Source organism: Rhodanobacter sp. UC4437_H4 (assembly GCF_052978425.1).
Genome location: NZ_CM129673.1, coordinates 2725588 through 2744885 on the forward strand (window position 1 = coordinate 2725588; position 19298 = coordinate 2744885).

General features: G+C 68.7%; 18 protein-coding genes. 6 read left to right on the forward strand and 12 right to left on the reverse strand.

What is annotated here, in order from left to right; all coding sequences use genetic code 11:
- Nucleotides 1-2: 2 nt before the first annotated feature.
- Together ACVCL3_RS12420 and pssA are read left to right on the forward strand one after the other, a co-directional pair.
- Entirely contained in the window at nt 3-932 is a 930-nt protein-coding gene (locus ACVCL3_RS12420; protein ID WP_395120483.1) for a LysR family transcriptional regulator, read from the forward strand.
- Between the two features lie 374 nt (nt 933-1306).
- Nucleotides 1307-2689, forward strand: a complete 1383-nt coding sequence (pssA, locus tag ACVCL3_RS12425) for a CDP-diacylglycerol--serine O-phosphatidyltransferase (RefSeq protein WP_447101456.1) — start codon at nt 1307-1309, stop codon at nt 2687-2689.
- A gap of 11 nt (nt 2690-2700) precedes the next feature.
- Here pssA and ACVCL3_RS12430 read toward each other — a convergent pair whose 3' ends face one another.
- Nucleotides 2701-3303: a GNAT family N-acetyltransferase gene (locus ACVCL3_RS12430; protein WP_447101457.1), complete on the reverse strand. Its 603-nt coding sequence runs from the start codon at nt 3301-3303 to the stop codon at nt 2701-2703.
- Nucleotides 3304-3307: 4 nt separating this feature from the next.
- Complete coding sequence (locus ACVCL3_RS12435) at nt 3308-3514, reverse strand: YdcH family protein (protein WP_395120478.1); 207 nt, start codon at nt 3512-3514, stop codon at nt 3308-3310.
- Between the two features lie 263 nt (nt 3515-3777).
- Between ACVCL3_RS12435 and ACVCL3_RS12440 the strand changes: the two genes are divergently transcribed.
- From ACVCL3_RS12440 to ACVCL3_RS12450, 3 genes are all read left to right on the forward strand, one after another.
- Nucleotides 3778-4980, forward strand: a complete 1203-nt coding sequence (locus ACVCL3_RS12440; protein WP_447097864.1) for an amino acid aminotransferase — start codon at nt 3778-3780, stop codon at nt 4978-4980.
- Between the two features lie 163 nt (nt 4981-5143).
- A complete protein-coding gene (locus ACVCL3_RS12445; RefSeq protein ID WP_447101458.1) occupies nt 5144-6061 on the forward strand; it encodes a recombination-associated protein RdgC in 918 nt (305 codons plus the stop codon).
- A 132-nt stretch (nt 6062-6193) separates the two neighbouring features.
- A complete protein-coding gene (locus tag ACVCL3_RS12450; protein WP_447101459.1) occupies nt 6194-6964 on the forward strand; it encodes a M48 family metallopeptidase in 771 nt (256 codons plus the stop codon).
- 22 nt (nt 6965-6986) lie between these two features.
- Here ACVCL3_RS12450 and ACVCL3_RS12455 read toward each other — a convergent pair whose 3' ends face one another.
- The 10 genes from ACVCL3_RS12455 to ACVCL3_RS12500 form a co-directional block, all read right to left on the reverse strand.
- Nucleotides 6987-7382 carry a YciI family protein gene (locus ACVCL3_RS12455; RefSeq protein WP_447101460.1) on the reverse strand — a complete coding sequence of 132 codons (396 nt, stop codon included), beginning with the start codon at nt 7380-7382 and terminating at the stop codon, nt 6987-6989.
- Between the two features lie 38 nt (nt 7383-7420).
- Complete coding sequence (locus ACVCL3_RS12460; protein ID WP_395120470.1) at nt 7421-7966, reverse strand: sterol desaturase family protein; 546 nt, start codon at nt 7964-7966, stop codon at nt 7421-7423.
- Between the two features lie 186 nt (nt 7967-8152).
- A complete protein-coding gene (locus tag ACVCL3_RS12465) occupies nt 8153-9091 on the reverse strand; it encodes an alpha/beta fold hydrolase (RefSeq protein WP_395121275.1) in 939 nt (312 codons plus the stop codon).
- Nucleotides 9092-9135: 44 nt separating this feature from the next.
- Nucleotides 9136-10998 carry a M1 family metallopeptidase gene (locus tag ACVCL3_RS12470; RefSeq protein WP_447097868.1) on the reverse strand — a complete coding sequence of 621 codons (1863 nt, stop codon included), beginning with the start codon at nt 10996-10998 and terminating at the stop codon, nt 9136-9138.
- Nucleotides 10999-11071: 73 nt separating this feature from the next.
- Complete coding sequence (locus ACVCL3_RS12475) at nt 11072-11713, reverse strand: glutathione S-transferase family protein (RefSeq protein ID WP_447097869.1); 642 nt, start codon at nt 11711-11713, stop codon at nt 11072-11074.
- A 101-nt stretch (nt 11714-11814) separates the two neighbouring features.
- Complete coding sequence (pip, locus tag ACVCL3_RS12480; RefSeq protein WP_447097870.1) at nt 11815-12768, reverse strand: prolyl aminopeptidase; 954 nt, start codon at nt 12766-12768, stop codon at nt 11815-11817.
- Nucleotides 12769-12789: 21 nt separating this feature from the next.
- Nucleotides 12790-14484: an acid phosphatase gene (gene acpA / locus ACVCL3_RS12485; protein WP_447101461.1), complete on the reverse strand. Its 1695-nt coding sequence runs from the start codon at nt 14482-14484 to the stop codon at nt 12790-12792.
- 16 nt (nt 14485-14500) lie between these two features.
- Complete coding sequence (locus ACVCL3_RS12490) at nt 14501-16054, reverse strand: S10 family peptidase (RefSeq protein WP_447097872.1); 1554 nt, start codon at nt 16052-16054, stop codon at nt 14501-14503.
- A gap of 16 nt (nt 16055-16070) precedes the next feature.
- The gene (locus tag ACVCL3_RS12495) at nt 16071-17639 is read right to left on the reverse strand and encodes a S10 family peptidase (RefSeq protein WP_447097873.1); all 1569 of its coding nucleotides are present in this window, start codon (nt 17637-17639) and stop codon (nt 16071-16073) included.
- A gap of 95 nt (nt 17640-17734) precedes the next feature.
- Nucleotides 17735-18262 (reverse strand): Lrp/AsnC family transcriptional regulator, encoded by a 528-nt coding sequence (locus ACVCL3_RS12500; RefSeq protein ID WP_395121273.1) that lies wholly within the window; start codon nt 18260-18262, stop codon nt 17735-17737.
- 103 nt (nt 18263-18365) lie between these two features.
- Between ACVCL3_RS12500 and ACVCL3_RS12505 the strand changes: the two genes are divergently transcribed.
- Nucleotides 18366-19295, forward strand: a complete 930-nt coding sequence (locus ACVCL3_RS12505; RefSeq protein WP_395120458.1) for a DMT family transporter — start codon at nt 18366-18368, stop codon at nt 19293-19295.
- The last annotated feature ends 3 nt before the right edge of the window (nt 19296-19298 follow it).

A 19298-nucleotide genomic window follows, 5' to 3' on the forward strand; every position in this document is an offset into this window, starting at 1 on the left:
CCATGAAGCTCGACAACCTCAAGGCGCTGGAAGCCTTTCGCGAAATCATCCGGCTCGGTTCGGCCACCGCCGCCGGGCGCAGCCTGAGCTTGAGCCAGCCTGCGGTGAGCCGCCTGCTGGGGCAGTTCGAGACCGAACTGGGCTTCAAGTTGTTCCACCGCAGCAAGGGGCGGCTGCTGCCCACTTCGCAGGCGCTGCTGCTGTTCGAGGAGGTGGATCTGGCGCTGCAAGGCGTCGAGCGGATCAATGTGCTGGCCCAGGACATCCGCCAGACCAATGCCGGGCAACTGCGCGTGGTGGCGCCGCCGAGTTTCGCCGAGGGGCCGCTGGTGAAGCTGGTCGCTTCGTTCCTGAGCCTGCATCCCAATATCCACATCAATGTCGATTCGCGCACCCGGCCGACGGTGATGAACCTGGTTGCCACGCGTACCGCCGATTGCGGCTTCGGCAAGCTGCCGCTGGATCATCCCGGCATCCGCCTGCGGCCGCTGATCAGCAGCCCCACGGTTTGCGTGCTGCCGCCGGCGCACCGGCTGTCGGCGGGCAAGCGCCCGATCGGCGCCAGGGATCTTGCCGGCGAACCGCTGATCCTGGTCGGCCATCGCGGCGGCGACACCCGCATGCGGATCGACCAGGCCTTCCAGCAGGCGGGGGTGCGCCAGACGGTGCGGCTGGAAGCCCACAACGTGGGCGCGGCCTGTGCGCTGGCGGCCGAAGGCGTCGGCATCGCGATCGTCAACGAGCTGCTGTCGCGCCATTCGTTGTGGACCGGCGTGCGCATTCGCCGCTTCGCGCCGACGATCGAGCAGGAGTACGTGTTCATGTCGTCCGCCAACGTGCGCGAGACATCCTTGACCGAGGCGTTCTATGAACACTGCCGCGCGTCGCTGGGACGCAGGCGCAGCGGGTCACCGCCGCCGCGGCGAGGCTGACAGGGGCGGGCGCCAGCAAGCGCCGCCGCGGCGGTGCCAGGTGGATGGTGGCTTGTCACGGGTTGATCCGATGGTCGCCGGCGCTTGCCACGATGCGGCCGGCGCGACGGCAGCCCCGCCATGGGCATACCGGCAGCCGCCGGCGGAAATCCCCGCCTTGGCCGAGGCGCGCCCGCCACCGCGAGCGCTCAGCGACAGTCGGCAGCAGGTGCTGGTGCTGCCCTGACCCCCTCGGCGCCGGTGCGGGTCGCGCAGGGACCGGCCGGCGCGCGGAACGGTCCGGCCATGGTTCGCCGCAGGCAATTCCCGCCGGACGGGTCGTAGTGCGCGGCATGGTTTGCGATGATGGAGGAATGATTGCGCGCAAGACCCTGATGACAACACCTATCCGCCTGGCTCGACGCCTGGTGTCGCTGCCGCGACGCAAGGGCAATCCGCGCACAGCCTTGCCGGCGTTTGCGGTGGATGCGGCGGCGATCAGCTGCCTGTCCGATCCGGCGGCGTTCCGGCAAACCCTGCTGACGCTGATCGCGCAGGCTGCCCGGCGCATCGTGATCGTGACCTTGTACCTGCAGGACGACGATGGCGGTCGCGAGATATTGGCGGCGCTTTACGCGGCCAAGGCGCGCCGGCCCGAGCTGGACATCGCGGTGTTCGTCGACTGGCACCGCGCGCAGCGCGGGCTGATCGGCAAACACAAGAACGCGGGCAACGCCGGCATGTACCGCGAATGGGCGCAGCGGCTGGGCGATGGCGTGCCGATCTACGGCGTGCCGGTGCAGAGCCGCGAGTTGTTTGGCGTGCTGCACCTGAAGGGCTTCGTGATCGACGACGCGGTGTTGTACAGCGGCGCCAGTCTCAACGACGTCTACCTGGCGCGACACGATCGCTACCGACTCGATCGCTACCACCTGCTGCGGCATGCGGGCCTGGCCGACGCGATGGCCGGCTTCGTCGCGAACCGGCTCGCCGGCAGTGGCGCGGTGCGGCAGTTGAACGTGGCTGAGGTGCCGAGCACGCGCAGCCTGCAGCCGCAAATCCGCCGCTTGCGCGGGCAGTTGCAGCAGGCGCGGTACGAAGTGATCCCGGCGCTGCCGAATGCGGACGAGGTGGCGGTGACTCCGCTGCTGGGTTTTGGCCGCAGCGGCAACCAGCTCGACGCGGTGCTGCTGGCGCTGCTCCGGGAGGCGCGCGAGCGGGTGATCCTGCTGACGCCGTACTTCAACCTGCCACGTCCGGTACGGTTGGTGCTCGGCCAGTTGCTGCGGCGCGGCTGCCGCATCGACATCATGGTCGGCGACAAGGTCGCCAACGATTTCTACATACCGCCGGAGCAACCGTTCAAGACCATCGGTCTGCTGCCGTACCTGTACGAGAACAATCTGCGCCGCTTTGCGCGCGCGCACCGTGCGCAGATCGAGGCCGGCCGGCTGCGGCTGCACCTGTGGCGCGACGGCGACAACAGCTACCACCTGAAAGGCCTGTTCGTGGATGACGACGTGGCCGTGCTGACCGGCCACAACCTCAACCCGCGTGCATGGTCGCTGGATCTGGAAAACGGCCTGCTGCTGCGCGACCCGGCGAAACGGCTGCACGCGCAGCACGAGGCGGAATGGGCGGCACTGCGCCGGCACGCCGTGCAGCTGGCCGATTACCGCGCGCTGGAAAGCCCGCGCCAGTACCCGCCCGAAGTGCGTCGGCTGCTGCGCCGCTTGAACCGCACGCAACTCGCCCGCCTGGTCAATCGCCTGCTGTAGGGCGGCGCCGCCTATCGGTTCGAGGCGAGCCGGTTCAGCCGCATGTCCAGCCAGTTGGCGACGTTGCCCCATTCCTCGGCGAGGATGCTGAAGCACACCGTGTCGCGCAGGCTGCCGTCGGTGCGGCGGCGGTGCGCGCGCAGCACGCCTTCGCGTTGCGCGCCGAGGCGCTCGATCGCGCGCTGCGAATCCTCGTTCAACACGTCGGTGTGGAACGCGACGGCCGCGCAGCCCAGGGTTTCGAACGCATGCTCCAGCAGCAACCGCTTGCAGGCGGTGTTGAGGTGGCTCTTCTGCCAGCGCTTCGCGTACCAGGTGTAGCCGATGGCCAGGCGCGGCACGGCGGCGTCGATCTCGTAATAGCGCGTGCTGCCGACGATGTCGCCGCCGCGCGCCTCGCGCACGGCGAACGGCAGCATGTGGCCTTCGCGCTGGCCTTGCAGCGCCTTCGCCACGTAATCGCCCGCCTGGCCCGGTGGCGGCACGCTGGTGACGGCGAGGTTCCACAGCTCGCCGTCGGCGGCGGCGGTTTCCAGCGCGGGCGCGTGTTCCGGCGTCAGCGGCTCCAGCACGACGTACTCGTCGTGCAGGCGGATCGGGGCGAACAGGGTCATGGGCTCAGGCGTCGAGGTCGGGGATCAGCTTGCTTTCCAGCCGCGCGATATGGTCCTTCAGCAGCAGCTTGCGCTTCTTGAGCCGGGTCAGCTGCAGTTCGTCGCGGCCGATGGCGTGGGCCAGTTCGTCGATCGCCACATCGAGATCGCGATGTTCCAGCTTGAGCTCGGCAAGCAGGTGGGCGATTTCGGCGTGATCCTGGATCGGCATGGGAATGGCCAAACGTGTGACGTACCGCCCATTTTAGCGCGCTGGTGGCGCTGCGCCAGCGGTAATCGCCACGGATCACGCGGCGGCTCCGCGCGCTGCCGTGGGCGGCGGTTGCGGCCCGCCCGCCGCTGCGGTGGCCGGCCGGCTCTTGCTATAGTCGGCGGTGTTTCGCGCCGTTCTCCCGTGCGTCGCGCCGCCATGCCGGAGAAAGCCGTCCATCGACGGCCCCGGCGCGTGCCTTCCCCACCCATCGAGTACCGATCGTGTCCTTCTTTGCCCCCGTTGAAATGGCCCCTGGCGATCCGATCCTGGGCCTCACCGAAACCTATCTGGCGGACGCGCGGCCGCACAAGATCAACCTCGGCGTGGGCATCTACGTGGACGAGCAGGGGCGCATTCCGCTGCTGCCCACCGTGCACGAGGTGGAGCTGGCGCTGGCTGCGGCGGCGAAGCCGCGCGGCTACCTGCCGATCGACGGCCTCGCCGCGTACAACCGGCTGACCCAGCAGCTGGTGTTCGGCGAACGGTCGCCGCTGCTGGCGGCCGGCCGCGTGGCCACCGCGCAGACCATCGGCGGCAGCGCCGCGCTGCGCGTGGCGGCGGACCTGCTCAGGCAGGTGGCCGGTGCAAACGCGAAGGTCGCGATCAGCAACCCGAGCTGGGGCAACCATCACGTGGTGTTCCGCACCGCCGGCTTCGAACTGCTGGAGTACCGCTACTACGACGCGGCCAGCCACGGCCTGGATTTCGCCGGCATGCTGGAAGATCTGGGCCGGATGGAACCCGGCACCGTGGTGCTGCTGCATGCGTGCTGCCACAACCCCACCGGCGTGGATCTGGATGCCGCGCAGTGGGCGCAACTGGTCGAATTGCTGCGCGAGCGCAAGCTGCTGCCGTTCGTCGACATGGCCTATCAGGGTTTCGACCGCGGCACCGAACAGGATGCCACCGCGGTGCGCGTGCTGGCGGACTCCGGCATCGAGGCGTTCGTGGTCGCCAACTCGTACTCCAAGTCGTTCTCGCTGTACGGCGAGCGCGTGGGCGCGCTGTCGATGGTCGGCGCCGATCGCGACGAGGCGGCGCGGCTGCAGTCGAAGATCAAGCAGGTCATCCGCACGATCTATTCCAGCCCGTCCACCCACGGCGCCGCACTGGTCGCCGGCGTGCTGGGCAGCGCCGAGCTGCGCGCGCGCTGGGAGCAGGAGCTGGGCGGCATGCGTTCGCGCATCCACGCGATGCGCGCGGGCTTCGTCGAGAAGCTGGCCGCGCTCGGCGCGCCGGATTTCGGCTTCATCAACAAGCAGGCCGGCATGTTCTCCTACTCCGGCCTGAGCAAGGCGCAGGTGCGCCGCCTGCGCGACGAGCACGCGATCTACGCCCTCGACAGCGGACGCATCTGCGTGGCGGCGTTGAACGAGTCCAACCTGGACGCCGTGGCCGCGGCGGTCGCCGCCGTCTGCCGCTGACTGTCCACCACCGCCTTGCTCCACCGTTCACCCTGAGCGTAGCGCAGCGGAGTCGAAGGGCACGCTGCGATACCCTTCGACTTCGGCCTTTCAGGCCTGCGCTCAGGGCGAACGGCGGGAGCTGAAATCCTTCCCGCCGGCTTCATCAATACCCGGATACCGAATGTTCTTTCGCAACCTCACCCTGTTCCGTTTTTCCCCCGCGGTCGCCACCGATCTCGATCGCCTCGACGAGGCCTTGGCCGAGCACCGGCTGCGCCCCTGCGGCCCGCTGGAGATGTTCACCAGGGGCTTCGTGCCGCCGGTTGGCCGCGGCGAGGGCGAGCCGCTCACCCATGCGGTGAAGCAGTCCACCCTGTTCACCGTCGGCGGCGAGGACAAGCTGCTGCCCGCCGCCGTCATCAACGACGAGCTGCATCGCAAGGTGCAGAAGATCGCCGAGGAGGAGGGCCGCAAGGTCGGCGGCCGCGAGCGCAAGCGGATCAAGGAGGACCTGCTCAACGAGCTGCTGCCGCGCGCCTTCGTGCGGCAGTCGCGCATGTCCGCCTACGTCGACAAGAAGCACGGCTGGCTGGTGCTGGACACCTCCAGCCGCAAGTCGGCCGAGAACGCGCTGAGCCAGGTGCGCGAGGCGCTGGGCAGCTTCCCGGCGGTGCCGCTGGCGCCGGAAGAAGGTCCGCGCGTGCTGATGACCGACTGGCTGGCCACCGGCAACCTGCCGGCCGGGCTGGCGCTGGGCGACGAATGCGAACTGCGCGACCCGGCCACCGCCACCGGCGCGATCGCCCGCTGCCGCCGCCAGGACCTGGATGCGGAAGAGGTCAAGGAGCACCTGCGCAACGGCAAGCAGGTATTCCTGCTGGGGCTGACCTTCGACGACCGCATCAGCTTCGTGCTGGGCGAGGACCTGGTCATCCGCAAGCTGAAGTTCCTCGACGTGGTGCTGGACGAGCTGGGCGACAGCCAGGCCGATGCCCACGCCGAAATGGACGCCAGTTTCGCCCTGTTGACGCTGGAACTGGCGCGGTTGCTGGGCAAACTGGAGGAATGGTTCGGCCTGCCGCGTCCCACCGACGGCTGAGATTTCGCAGCCGTCCGGAATTGCGGCCGGCCTGCCGCCCGGCCCTTGCGCCGGGGCGCCGGCTTGCCGGCATACTGTCTGTCCGGATTCGCCACGCCGACCGCGCGTGACGTACCGGATGGACGGCAGGACATGACGCAGCATCTCGAAGGCGACTGGCTGGAACTGGCGATGGCAGGCGGCAACACCATCCGGGTGTTGAAGGCCGCCCATCCGCGTGCGCGACGTTTGCGCCTCACCGTCACGCCCAAGGGCGCGCGGGTGTCGTATCCGCGCGGCACGCATCCGGCGCAGGTCAGCGCGTTCCTGCGCAGCCACGCCGTGTGGCTGGAGCAGAAGCTCGACGAACTGAACCTGATCGTCAAGCCGCTGCCGCCGCTGCGCATCGGCCATACGTGCCACTTTCCGCTGCGCGGCGAACTGGTGGAACTGGACTGGTCCGAAGGCACCTATCCGAAGATCGAGGCGCATGCGCGCGGCCTGACGCTGGTGGTGCCGCGCCCGCACAGCCGCGCCTTGCCGATCGCCCGCGGCCTGCTCGCCTCCCACCTGGAGTTGCTGATCCGTCGCGACGTGTCGCGCTGGATGGCGGTCCACGTGCCGCAGCTGGGCCTGGCGCCGACCTCGCTGCGCATCCGCCCGATGAAGAGCCTGTGGGGCAGCCTGGACACGCGCGATCGCATCAACCTCGACCTCGCGCTGGCGCTGGCGCCGTCGGCCGCGTTGCGCTACGTGCTGGTTCATGAGCTGTGCCACCTGCGCGTGCGCAACCACTCGCCGCGCTTCTGGGCACTGGTGGAAACGCTTTATCCCGACTGGCGCGAACAGCGCGACTGGCTGCGCCAGCACGGCGCGATTCTCAAGGCCGAACTCGACCGGCTGGTCGCCGACGTGGCCGATTGAACGGCGCGGCGTCCTCGCCGGCTCAGGCGTCGGTGGTCTTCCAGCGTCGCGGTGTCTCGTTGGTGACGATCTCCACGCTGGAGCGCACCGACTCCAGCGGACGCACCTCGACGGTCAGGCCGAAGGCGAGGCAGGGGTTCTCCGCGGCGATCGCGGCGGCTTCCTCCAGCGTGTCGGCCACGATGAACCAGTAGCCGCCGACCAGCTCCTTGGATTCGCTGAACGGACCATCCGTCACCGCATCGCGGGACACCAGCTTGCCGCGGTTCGCCAGGCGGCTGCCCGGTTTGAGCCGCCCTTGCGCCAGGCCTTCTTCGTACCAGGCGTAGAAGCGGTCGATGGTGTCCTGCACGGCGCCCTTGTCGGCGTCTTCGTCCCATTGTCCGCGCGAGATCAGCAGGTACTCGTTTGTGGGCATGGAACCTGGCCTCGATAGGGGGCGCGGTGACGCGCCGGTCAGACTGCCTTGCGCGGCTGGCGCACGTAGCGCGTGCGCAGCAGGATGTCCCACAGCGGCGTGGTGACGCCGAAGTTGGTATCCGGGTGGTAGTGGTGCACGTGGTGGGCGCCGGCCCAGCGGCGCAGCACCGGCTGCTTGAAGCGCACGTGGTGGATGATGAAGTGGGCCAGGCCGTAGACGATGTAGCCGAGCGTGATCGAGCCGGCCAGCAGCAGCGCGAACCCGAACGGCATCAACACGACCAGCACCGCGGTGAGCGCAATCAACACCATCGCCGGCAGGAAGAACGGCAGCGAGTCGTAGCCGAGCGGGCGCTCGTGGTGCATGCGGTGGCCCTGCTCGAACAGCGGGATGCGGGTGTGGAACATCCAGCGGTGGAAGAAGTACTCGATGAAGCTGAAGGCGAACAGGCCCAGCGCGATCGCCCCGGCGGCCAACCAGGGGCCGCCGTCGAGATGGCGCCAGCCGACGACCAGCAGCCAGGCGCCCAGCGCCGTGTCCAGCACCAGCTCGGTCCAGTAGTTGGTCCGCGTGGTGGACATCCGCGCAATCGCATCCACACCTGAACGCATGAGGTTTCGCATCATCGCTGCACGTTCTTCCCTGGCGCGCTGCCGGTTTGCAGGCCCATGTCCCCATTCTCCCACGTTGGCAACCACAAACCACATTACTTTTGCCGGTCGCGGCTGAGTGCAGCCTGAGCGGTTGGGTTCGCGCCGCCGCCCGCGTCAGTGCGACAGCGCGAAGCCGGTGAGTATCTGCGCGGTGGTCTCCGGCTTTTCCAGCATCGGCAGGTGGCCGCAGCCGTTGATCGTGCTGGTGCTGATCGCGCTGGCCGCGGTCAGCCCGTTGCGCAGGCTGTCCAGCGCCGAGATGTCGGTGATCCTGTCATCGTGGCACCACAACCCCAGCACCGGCATGGTCAGCCGGCCCAGCCGCTGCTGCAGCGCCAGCGGCTGCGCGTGCCAGGCCTGGAACGTGCGCTGGATGAAATCGCGGTCGCGCCGATTGCGCTCGACCAGCACGTCGACGAAGCGGCCGGGCCGGTCGGGCGGCTGCGCGAACTCCAGCGCGGCCAGCTGCGCATAACCGGCGCGGTCCCCGAACAGGTAGGGGTTGTTGCCCGCGCGTACCAGGCGCGTCAAGTCGCTCTCGCCGGCTTTCAGGCCGTACGCATCGAGCAGGGCCAGGCCGGCCACGCGCTGCGGCTGGTCGGCGGCATACGCGGCGGCGATCGCCGCACCGGTGCCGTGGCCGGCCAGCATGAAGCGCGGCAGTCGCAGTGCCTGCACGAAGGCGTCCAGTCGCGCGGCCTGCGCGTCGACGTCGTAGTTGCCCTGCGCCACGCGCGAGGATTCGCCCCAGCCGGGCAGGTCGGGGATGACCAGATGGAAATGTGCACTCAGCAACGCGGCTACCGGCAACCAGACATCCTTGTCGCCGGCGAAGCCGTGCAGCAGCACGATGGTCGGGCCTTCGCCGCCTTCGTAGTACGACCAGCGGGTGTCGCCGACCTGCACGCTGTGTGTTTCCAGCTTGGCCGCCATCGCCTCGCGCAGGTGCCCGGCGCGCATCAGCCATTGCGGCGCGAACAGGTAGCTGCCGCCCAGCACGATGGCCAGCAGCGCCACCAGCCAGGCAAGGAACTTCAGCCGCCGTCGCAGCATGCGCTTCCACAGCGGCGTGGTCGTATCGGTGGGCGAGGTCGGGCTCACTCAGGCTTGTCCGCCTGCTTCGCCTTGGCGAGGATGCCCTCCACCACCTGCTGGGTCAGCGGGTGGTAGCCGGCTTTCGCCTTGGCGTAGACCTGCTCGGCGAAGGCCAGTCCTTCCGGCGTTTTCACGAACGCCTTGTACAGCGGCGTGGTGAGGTAGATGCGGCCGATCCGGGTCATGTGCTCGGCGGCGGCATCCCACACCGCCTTGTCGCCGGCGGCAATCGCGTGGCTGTACCAGCGCATGCCGATCTCCGCGTTCGGCGTGCCGGTGAGGTGCCAGGCGGCGTCGAGCTGCTGCATCCTGTCCAGCGCCGGCGCGTCGGGCAGGCGGTCGAGGAAATACATCCACTCCTGCGTGTTCCATCCCTTCGCGTCGAGCTTGTCGGCCGCCAGCGTGCCGGCAAGAAATTCGCCGCGCTGCCTGTCGATCGCGTCGAAGCTCGGCGACTCGGGCAGCGGTGCATCCTTGGGGATGCCGCTGCCGTAGACCCATTCGCGCACCTCCGCCCAGCCCATCTTGCCGGGGTACTTCTCGATCAGGTTCGGCTTCATGTAGTCGAGCATCTGCTCGGTGGTGATGCTGTGCCAGGCGAAATGCTTGAAATAGCCCTTCAGGTAGGCATCGAAATCGGCGCGACCGAAGCGTTGCTCCAGCGTGCGCAGGAACCACGAGCCCTTGTCGTAGGCCACGTCGGAGAGCGAGTCATCGGCGCCCACGCCGCGCGGGTCGGGCGCCAGCTTCTGCGCGTTCTCGGCCATCGCGCCGATGCTTTTCTGCAGCGCGCGCGCCGACAGCAGTGCCTCCTCGTCGGCCTGGCTCTTGCCGTACACCGCCTCGGTGATGCGGCCCTGCACGTAGGTGGTGAAACCCTCGTTGAGCCAGATGTCACGCCACGCCGCGGCGGTGACCAGGTTGCCCGACCACGAGTGCGCCAGCTCGTGCGAGACCAGCGAAACCAGGCTCTTGTCGCCCACCAGCACGGTCGGGGTGGCGAACGTCATGTTGGGATTTTCCATGCCGCCGAACGGGAACGAGGGCGGCAGCACCAGGATGTCGTAGCGGCCCCAGGCGTAGGGGCCGTAGAGCTTCTCGGTGGCTTCGATCAGTTTCTCGGTGTCCTCGAATTCGTGCGCGGCCTTGGCCACCACCGAGGGTTCCGCGTACACGGCCGAGCGCGGGCCGGTTTCCTTCACCGCGAGGTCGCCGGCGGCGATCGCCAGCAGGTAGGACGGGATCGGGTGCGGCTGGTCGAACCTGAAATCGCCGTCAAGCGGATGCTGCGCGTCATTGAGCGCGCTCATCACCACGCGGATGTTCTTCGGCGCGCTGACGTGCGCGTCGTAGGTGAAGCGGATCGCCGGCGAGTCCTGCAGCGGCACCCACGAGCGCGCGTGGATGGATTCGGACTGCGAGAACATGAACGGCGCGCGCTTGTCCGCCGTCTGCGCCGGGGTCAGCCACTGCAGGCCGGACGCGGTGGGTGCCGTGCTGTAGACGATGCGCACCTGCGCCGGATGCTTCGGCGCGGTGATGGTGAGCTTGCTGCCCAGCTCCTTGTCGCGCGGTGCCAGCGCGTATTTCAGCGGCGTGGCCTTGCCGTCGGCGGCCAGCGCCTCGACCCTGGCGATCTTCAGGTCGCGCGTATCCAGCACCAGCGACTGCGCCTGCGGGTTGCGCCAATCCAGCTTCAGCGTCGCCTGGCCCGCGAGCTGCTTGTGCGGGAAGTCGATGTTGAGGTCGAGATCCAGATGCGTCACCCGCACCTGGTCGGGCTGGGCGTAGGAGTTCGGATCGTTGGCTTGGGCAGCCACCGGCAACAGCAGCGTACCGAAGGCAAGAAGCGGAAACAGGCGCATGGGCGGGAGATCTCTCGGGCCGGGAAACCCCGAGTATGCCACCGCCGCGCTGGCTGCCGCCTGTGACGAAAGCTCAGGGCAACTCGCCTGCCGAATGCGGGTCGCTCGCGTACGGATGCATGGTGGCGAGAAAGCCCGGTTGTGCCTCCACTCGGGCGATCCAGGCGCGGATGGCGGGATATTCGTCGAGCGCGAAGCCCGCCTCGGCCGCGCGGCTGCCGTAGGCGAACAGCGCGATGTCGGCGATGGTGTAACGCTCGCCGGCGATGAAGTCGCGCTCCGACAGCTCGCGCTCCAGGATCTCCAGCGTGCGCTGCGCCGCGTGGCGCTTTGCCTCCACCAGCGCGGGTGCGCGTTGCGCCAGCTTGCCGGTCAGCGTCCAGTGCCGCAGCGCGCCGAGCACCGACTCCACCCGCTCCTGCTCGAAATGCAGCCACTGCTGCACCTTGGCGCGGCCGAACGCATCACCCGGCACATACGGCGTGCCATCGGCCAGGTACATCAGGATCGCGTTCGATTCGGCCAGCGTGCGGCCGTCGTCCAGTTCGATCGCGGGCACCGTGCCGGTCGGGCTGATGCGCAGATAGCTTTCGCTGCGGCCCTCGCCCTCGAAGATGCTGACCTCCAGCGTGCGATACGGCCGGCCGAGGTGATGCAGCAGCTGGCGCACTTTCCAGGCGTTCTGCGAAGGCAGGTAGTCGTAGAGGGTCAGCATCGGCAACTCCATCGAGGTGAGGCGCGCATTCTGGCGTCACCGCGCCGGGCGCGCCATCCGCTTCTTGCGCCGACGCGGTTCCGGTCCGAAACGGCGTGCCGTCAGCAGTACCGATCGGCCAGCGCGTCAGTGGCCTCGACCAGGCGGTCGACGATGGCCGGGTCGGCCGCGCTGTGGCCGGCGAGCACGAAGTGCAGGGTGGCTTCGGGCCAGGCCTGGGCGAGGTCCCAGGCGCTGACGGCGGGGCAGATGATGTCGTAGCGGCCGTGCACGATGGTGGCCGGCAGGTGGCGGATGCGCGGCACGTCGCGCAGCAGCTGGTCCGGTTCGAGGAACAGCGCGTGACGGAAGTAGTGGGCTTCCATCAGCGCCAGGCTGACTGCGTGATGCGGGTCTTCGAAGATGCCGCCGGCGTCGGGGTCGTGCACCAGGGTGGTGCTGCCGCCTTCCCACGCGCTCCACGCCTGCGCTGCGGCGAGGCGGGTGGCTTCGTCGGTGCTGTTCAGGCGCTGCCAGTAGGCGTCCAGCATCTCGCCGCGCTCGTCGCTCGGGATGAAATCGCGGAAGCGCGCCCAGCGTTCGGGGAAGATCTGCCGTGCGCCGCCATCGAGTTCGTTGAACCAGCGCAATTCCTGTGGCCGGCCGAGGAAGATGCCGCGCAGCACGATGCCCAGGCAATGCTGCGGGTGGGCCTGGCTGTACGCCAGCGCCAGGGTCGAACCCCAGGAGCCGCCGAACACCACCCAGTGCTCGATGCCCAGGAAGGCGCGGATGCGCTCGATGTCGGCGACCAGGTGCGTGGTGGTGTTGTCGGTGAGTTCGGCGAACGGGGTGGACTGCCCGCAGCCGCGCTGGTCGAACAGCACGATGCGGTAGCGCGCCGGATCGAAGAAGCGACGGTGATAGGTCGACAGGCCGGCGCCCGGTCCGCCGTGCAGGAAGATCACCGGCAGGCCCAGCGGGTTGCCGCACTCCTCCACGTGCAGCGTGTGCAGCGCATCCACGGGGAGGCGATGGGTCTGGTACGGCTCGATCTCCGGGTACAGCTCGCGCATGGTCGGTGTTTCCTGCGGGGGTCAGGCGCTGGCGAACTGCAGCGCGGCGGTGAGGTCGCCCGGCGGCGGGCCGCCGGCGGCGATCATCGATGCGTCGCGCAGCTTCAGTCCGGGCAGCAGCTTGAGGTCGAAACGGCGGGTGAGGAAACGCAGGATCGAGCCGGTGTCGTAGATCGTGTGGTCGACGAAGCCCCGCTTCGCGTGTGGCGAGATCACCAGCGCCGGCACGCGTGTGCCCGGGCCCCAGCGATCGCCTTTCGGCGGCGCCACGTGATCCCACCAGCCGCCATTCTCGTCCACCGTGAGCACCACCAGCATGTTCGGCCACTGCGGACTGCGCTGCAGCGCCTCGACCACTTGCGCCAGGTGCTCGTCGCCGGCATCGAGGCTGGCGTAGCCGGCGTGCATGTTGAGATTGCCTTGCGGCTTGTAGAACGTCACCGGCGGCAATTGGCCGGCTTCGACCGCGGCAATGAAATGGTTGCTGTCGGCGCGGCTGCCGGTGCCGGCGTCGCGCAGATGCTGCGCACGCGCCGCCGTGCCCGGGGCGAACTGGCGGAAATAGTTGAGCGGCTGGTGGTGCGGCTGGAAATCCGGCACCTGCGGAAACTCGCTGTGGTCGCCTTCGCCCTTGCCGTCGAGCGCCAGCTGCCAGGCGCCGGCATACCAGGCCCAGTCGATACCGGCTTGCGACAGCACGTCGCCGATGGTCAGGTGGCTCTGCGCGGGCAGCGTGTTCGGGCTGGTCGCATCCGCCAGCCGCGGATCGCGCGGGTCATGGCTGAAGCCCGGCGCATAGGCCGGCCCCATGGTGTTGACCGCCCAGAAGTCCGGCGTCATGGCATCGCGCGAGGCCCATTCCGGGCGACCCTGCATCGCGCTCGCCGGAGAGCCTTCGGCGAACTTCGGCAGGATGCCGGTGGGGTCGTCACCCTGCACCTGGGCGATCTGCAGTTTCGCCGGGCTCTGGTCGGCGTGCGGGAAGTACGGCGGCTGCGCGGCGACCAGGTATTGGTGGTTGAGGAACGAGCCGCCGAATGCGCCCATGAAAAAGTTGTCGCACAAGGTGTACTGCCGCGCCAGCTGCCACAGGCGCAGGCTGCGGGCCGTGTCGGCGTAGTGGCCCATCGGCATCGCGCCGGTGTTGCTCCAGGCCACGAAGCCGTCGTTGCGGCCGCCGTTGATCTGCAGCTGGTTTTCGTAGAAGCGGTGCACCAGGTCGCGGGTGATCACGCCGTGCGGCAGCAGCTCGCCATCGGGCGTGCGCAGCGCGAAAGGCCGGTTGGGCAAACCGGTGATGGCCTGCTCGTCGATGAGGTAGCGGCGCCCGCCGACCACCTGCTCGCGCGGCACCATGCCGCTCCACACCGGCGGCAGCGTGGTGAGCAGACTGCCGTCGCGGTCGCGCTGGCGGTACTCGGGCGAGTCGAGCGCCTTGAGCGGTTGCGCCAGGCCGGGGAAGCCGGCGAACAGGTTGTTGAAGCTGCGGTTCTCCGCGTACAGCACCACCACGTGCTGGATGTGCTGCCGCAGCAGCGCGTCGAGCGCCGCTTGATCTCCCGTCGGCGCACTGGCGTGGCGTGCGTCGTCGATGCGACAGCCGGCCAGCGTCGCGGCCGCACCCGCCAGCGCGATGCCGCCCAGCACGCGGCGCCGGGCAGGGTCGCGGGGTGCGTTCTCGTCGGCGTCGGGCGGTGCGCTCGGCTTGTCCGTCATGGCTGGGGAGACTCCGTCAGGGCCGCGGTGCGGCCTCGTCGTAGAAGCGCGCCAGATCCGCCTTCACTTGCTTCAAGGCGTCGACATCGAAGTAGATCATGTGACCGGACGGATAGAAACCGTACTCGATGTTCTTGCTGATCGCCGGGTCCAGGCTGAGGTGGCCCAGGTCGAACTCGGTGGCGTAGAACGGCGTGGCCAGGTCGTAGTAGCCGTTGGCGGAAAAGACCTTCAGATGCGGGTTGCGCCGCATCGTGTCGGCCAGGTCACTGCCCACGTACGGCGCCTGCGGGAAGCGCTGGTGCTCGCGCTTCCAGTCCCAGTTGCGGTTGATGACGCCGTAGTTGTTGGGCAGGTAGGCGTGGTCGCTGGCGTAGTTCAGGGCGCTGGTGGCGTACTGGTTGAAGGCGGCCAGGTAGGCGCCGGTGGCGGCATCGCTGGCGGCGTCGCCGTCGGGCGTCTCGCCGGCGGCATCCGGGTCGATGCCTTCGAAACGGCCGTCCAGACGTCCAACCGTGCGGCGCTGGTCGCGCAGCAGCTCCTTGCGGAAGCGGCTGGGGTCGATGCGCAGGTTGGCCTGCTTGATGTACGTCGTCGACAGGCCTATGTACTGGCTCAGCTGCGTGGCGATGCGGTCGGCCTCGGCCGGCGTGATCGCGTCGCCCCTGGCCAGTGCCAGGGTGTAGTCGGTGCTGGCGAACTGGCGCACGGCGGCGATGAAGCCGGCCAGGTCGGCGGGCTTGTTCGGTACCTTGTTGTGGTACCAGGCGATCGCGGCCTCGGTCGGCAGGTTGACGATGTAGCCGTGGTCGACACCGGTGTTGGCCCACACGCTGAAGTCCAGGATCGAGGACATCAGCACGATGCCGTTGAGCTCCATGCCCTGGTCCTGCAATTGCTTGGCCAGCACCGCCGAGCGGGTGGTGCCGTAGCTCTCGCCGAACAGGAACTTCGGCGAGTTCCAGCGGTGGTTGTCGCCGACGTAGCGGGTGATGAACTTCGCGAACGCGTCGGCATCCTGATCGATGCCGTAGAAGTCCTTGCCCTTGGCCGCGCCGACCAGCTGCGAATAGCCGGTGCCGGGCGCGTCGATGAAGACCAGGTCGGACTTGTCGAGCAGGCTGTATTCGTTCGGCACCGTGCTGTACGGCGGCGGCGGGATCGGCTGGTCGCCCGCGTTGGCCACCCGTACCGGCCCGACCGAACCCATGTGCAGCCACATGCTGGAGGAGCCGGGGCCGCCGTTGAACAGGAAGGTGACCGGCCGCTGCGCGGCCTTGCCGTCGCCGACGGTGTAGGCCACGTAGAACATGCTGACCGTGGGCTGGCCCTTGTCGTCCTTGATCAGCAAGGTGCCGGCGGTGGCCTTGTAGGCCACGTTGCGGCCATCGATGCGCACGCTGTGCGAGGTCACCACCTTGCGTTCGGGCGGGATCGGCAGCGTGTCCTTCTTGGTGTCCTTGTCGGCCTGGGACTTGCTGTCGTGCGGGTTGCTGTCGGCCGCATGCAGCGGGGCGGCAAGGCCGATGGCCAGGACGAAGGCGAGCGGGGCGATGAGGGAATGGCGCATGGCGAGAGGCTCCGTATCAGCGCTGCGGCGCGGCAAGGTCGTAGAAGCGGGCGAGATCGTGCTTGAGCTGCTGCAGCGCCTCGGTGTTGAGATAGATCATGTGCCCGGAAGGGTAGTAAGCGAACGACAGATTGCCGCGCAGCGAAGGGTCCAGGTTCATGTGCGCCAGGTCGTACTCGGTGATGAAGAACGGCGTGGCGAAATCGTAGTAACCGTTGAGCGAGAGCACCTTGAGGTTCGGATTGGTGCGCATCGCGTGCGCCAGGTCGCCGGCCACGTACGGCAGCGGCAGCGCGCGGCGCATGCCCGGGACGGCGTGCTTCCAGTCCCAGCCCTGGATGATCTTGCCGTAGGTGGGGCGGTAGTCGAGCTGGCTCGGGTAGTCGAGCTGGTCGGCAAGATAGTCGTGGAAGGCGCTGACGAAGGCGCCGCTGATGCCGGTGTCGGAGGGGTCGTACTCCGGCGTTTCGCCGGCGGCATCGGGGTCGGTGCCGGTGAAGCGGGCGTCGTAGCGGCCCAGGATGAGACGCTGGTCGCGCAGCAGTTCCTTGCGGAAGCGGCTGGGGCTCACGCGCAGGTTCGCCTGCTTGATGTATTGCACCGGCAGGCCGGTGAAGCCGGCCATCTGCGTGGCGATCGCGTCGAACTGTGCGGCGGGCAGATCCTGCCCCAGTGCCAGCGCGGAGGCGTACGGGCCACGCGCCCAGGCGCGGGCCTGGTCGACGAAGGCCTTCAGCTCGGCCGGCTTGTTCTGGCCGCTCTTGGAAGGCACTTTGTCGTGGTACCACGCGGCGGCGGCGAAGCTGGGCAGGTAACCGACGTAGCTCTCGTCGTAGCCCGGCATGCGGATCGCGTAGTTGAGGATCGAGGACATCAGGATCACGCCGTTGAAGGCCATGCCCTTGTCCTGCAGCGCGTCGACCAGCGCGGCCGACCGGGTGGTGCCGTAGCTCTCGCCGTACAGGAACTTGGGCGAGTTCCAGCGCCGGTTGAGCGTGACGTAGCGCTCGATCGCGCGGCTGAAGGCGGAAATGTCCTGGTCCACGCCCCAGAAGTCCTTGCCGGTGGCCTTGCCCAGCGGGCGCGAATAACCGGCGCCGACGGCGTCGATGAAGACCAGGTCGGTCTTGTCGAGCAGGCTGTCGCCGTTGGCCACCAGGTGGTACGGCGCCGGCGCGGTGGCCTGCGGGCTGGCCGTCTCGATGCGCACCGGGCCGAGCGAGCCCATGTGCAGCCACACGCTGGAGGAACCCGGGCCGCCGTTGTAGAGGAAGGTCAGCGGGCGCTGCGAGGGCTTGCCGTCGTCGACGGTGTAGGCGACGTAGAACACGCTGGCCTGCGGCTGCTGCTTGTCGTCGCGGATGATCACCGTGCCGGCGGTGGCGGTGTACCTGATCGTGCGCCCGCCGATGGCGACGCTGTGCTGCGTGCGCACCGCCGTTTCATGGGCGGGGATGCGCGGATCGGTGCTGTCATGGGTGGCGCTGGATGACGCGTTGGCCGGCGCCGCGTCGGCGGCATGGGCGGCGGGCAGGCCGGCGAGCGCGATGGCACTGGCCAGCAATAGCGAAGCGAGGCGGCGCATGGGGTTCCCCTGAGTTCGAGCAGCGTTCGAGTATGCGACGCCGTGTCGATGCGCGACCGTGACAAAAGTACTGGTCGCCCCGCGCGACCGGTGGATCAGTCGCCCGACATCGCCATCGCCGCGTTCCACATCGCGCGGGTCAGGGGCCGGTTCTCGTGCGGCGTCTGCAGCACGATCAGGGTGGTGGTGCTGTTGCTGGCGCCGGTCTTGAGCAGGCGGTCGAGCACCGACTCCAGGTGCCCGGTGGACATCGCCACCACGTGCAGCAGGGCCGAGTCCTCGCCGGCCAGGCGGCGGCATTCGAGCACCTCGGGAATGTCCTCGACCAGGCTGCCGATGCGCGCGCAGGTGGCCCCGTCGCAGCGCAGGCGCACCATCGCGCTCAGCGCATAACCGAGCCGGCGCGGGTTGACCGTGGCGTGGTAGCCGCTGATCACGCCGGCATCCTCCAGTCGCCGCACGCGTTCGGCCACTGCGGGCGCGGACAGGCGCACCAGCCGGCCGAGTTCGGCGAAACCGAGTCGCGCATCGCGCTGCAGCGCCTCCAGCAATTGCCAGTCCTTGCCGTCCAGTGCGGATCGGCCATCGGTCGGTTTCGATTCCAAGGTGACAACCTCTTTCATCATTTCGATCAGCGGCGAAACATCGCGATTCCGCCGCGATGCATTATTCACCGGCGCCATCGCCAGGACTAGGATGCGCGCTTCCCCGCCGGAGAATCCCCCCATGGATACCGCTCAACGTCTCGATGGCCGTGCCCTGCTCGCCATCGCGATCGCCCTGCTCACGTGGTCGTCGGCGTATGCCGCGATCGCCTATGCATTGCCCGCGTTCACGCCGGGCGAGGTGGCGTTCGCGCGGCTGCTGATCGGCTCGCTGTGCTTCGCCGTGCTGCTTTGGATCAGGCGCGTGCCATTGCCGGCGCTGCGCGACTGGCCGCAACTGGCCCTGCTCGGCGTGCTTGGCCTGACCGTGTATCACCTGTGCCTGAACTACGCCGAGACGCGCATCGCCAGCGGCACCGCCTCGATCCTGATCTCGCTGGTGCCGGCGGCCACGGCGGCGGTGTCGGCGCTGTGGATCGGTGAACGGCTGGCCGCACGCACGTGGCTCGGGCTGGCGGTGGCCCTGCTCGGCACGGTGCTGGTGGTATTCGCCAGCGGACAGCGCGTGGAGGTCGATCCGCACGCCTTGCTGGTGCTGGTGTGCGTGGCCGTCTCGGCGGTCTTCTTCGTCGGCCAGAAGGCGCTGTTCTCGCGCAGCAGCATGGTCGGGGTCACCGCGTTCGCGATGTTCGCCGGCACGCTCGGCGCGTTGCCGTTCGGCTGGCATCTGCCGCAGGCGCTGGCAGCGGCCTCGTGGCCGCACATCGGCGCGCTGCTGTGGCTGGGCATCGCGCCGACCTTCGTCGGTTACCTGGCCTGGAATCTGGCGGTGAACCGCTCATCGGCCTCGCAGGTCAGCAGCTTCATCTACCTGTCGCCGCCGATCGCGCTGCTGATCGGCTGGCTGTGGCTGCACGAGGTTCCCGAGGTGCTGGTGCTGGTCGGTGGTGCGATCACCATCGGCGGCGTGGTGCTGGCCAACGCACGGCGGCGGCCAGCGCCGCCGGCAGCCAGCCCGGCGCTGCCGGTGTCCTCGTGCGAGCAGTCGTGAGGA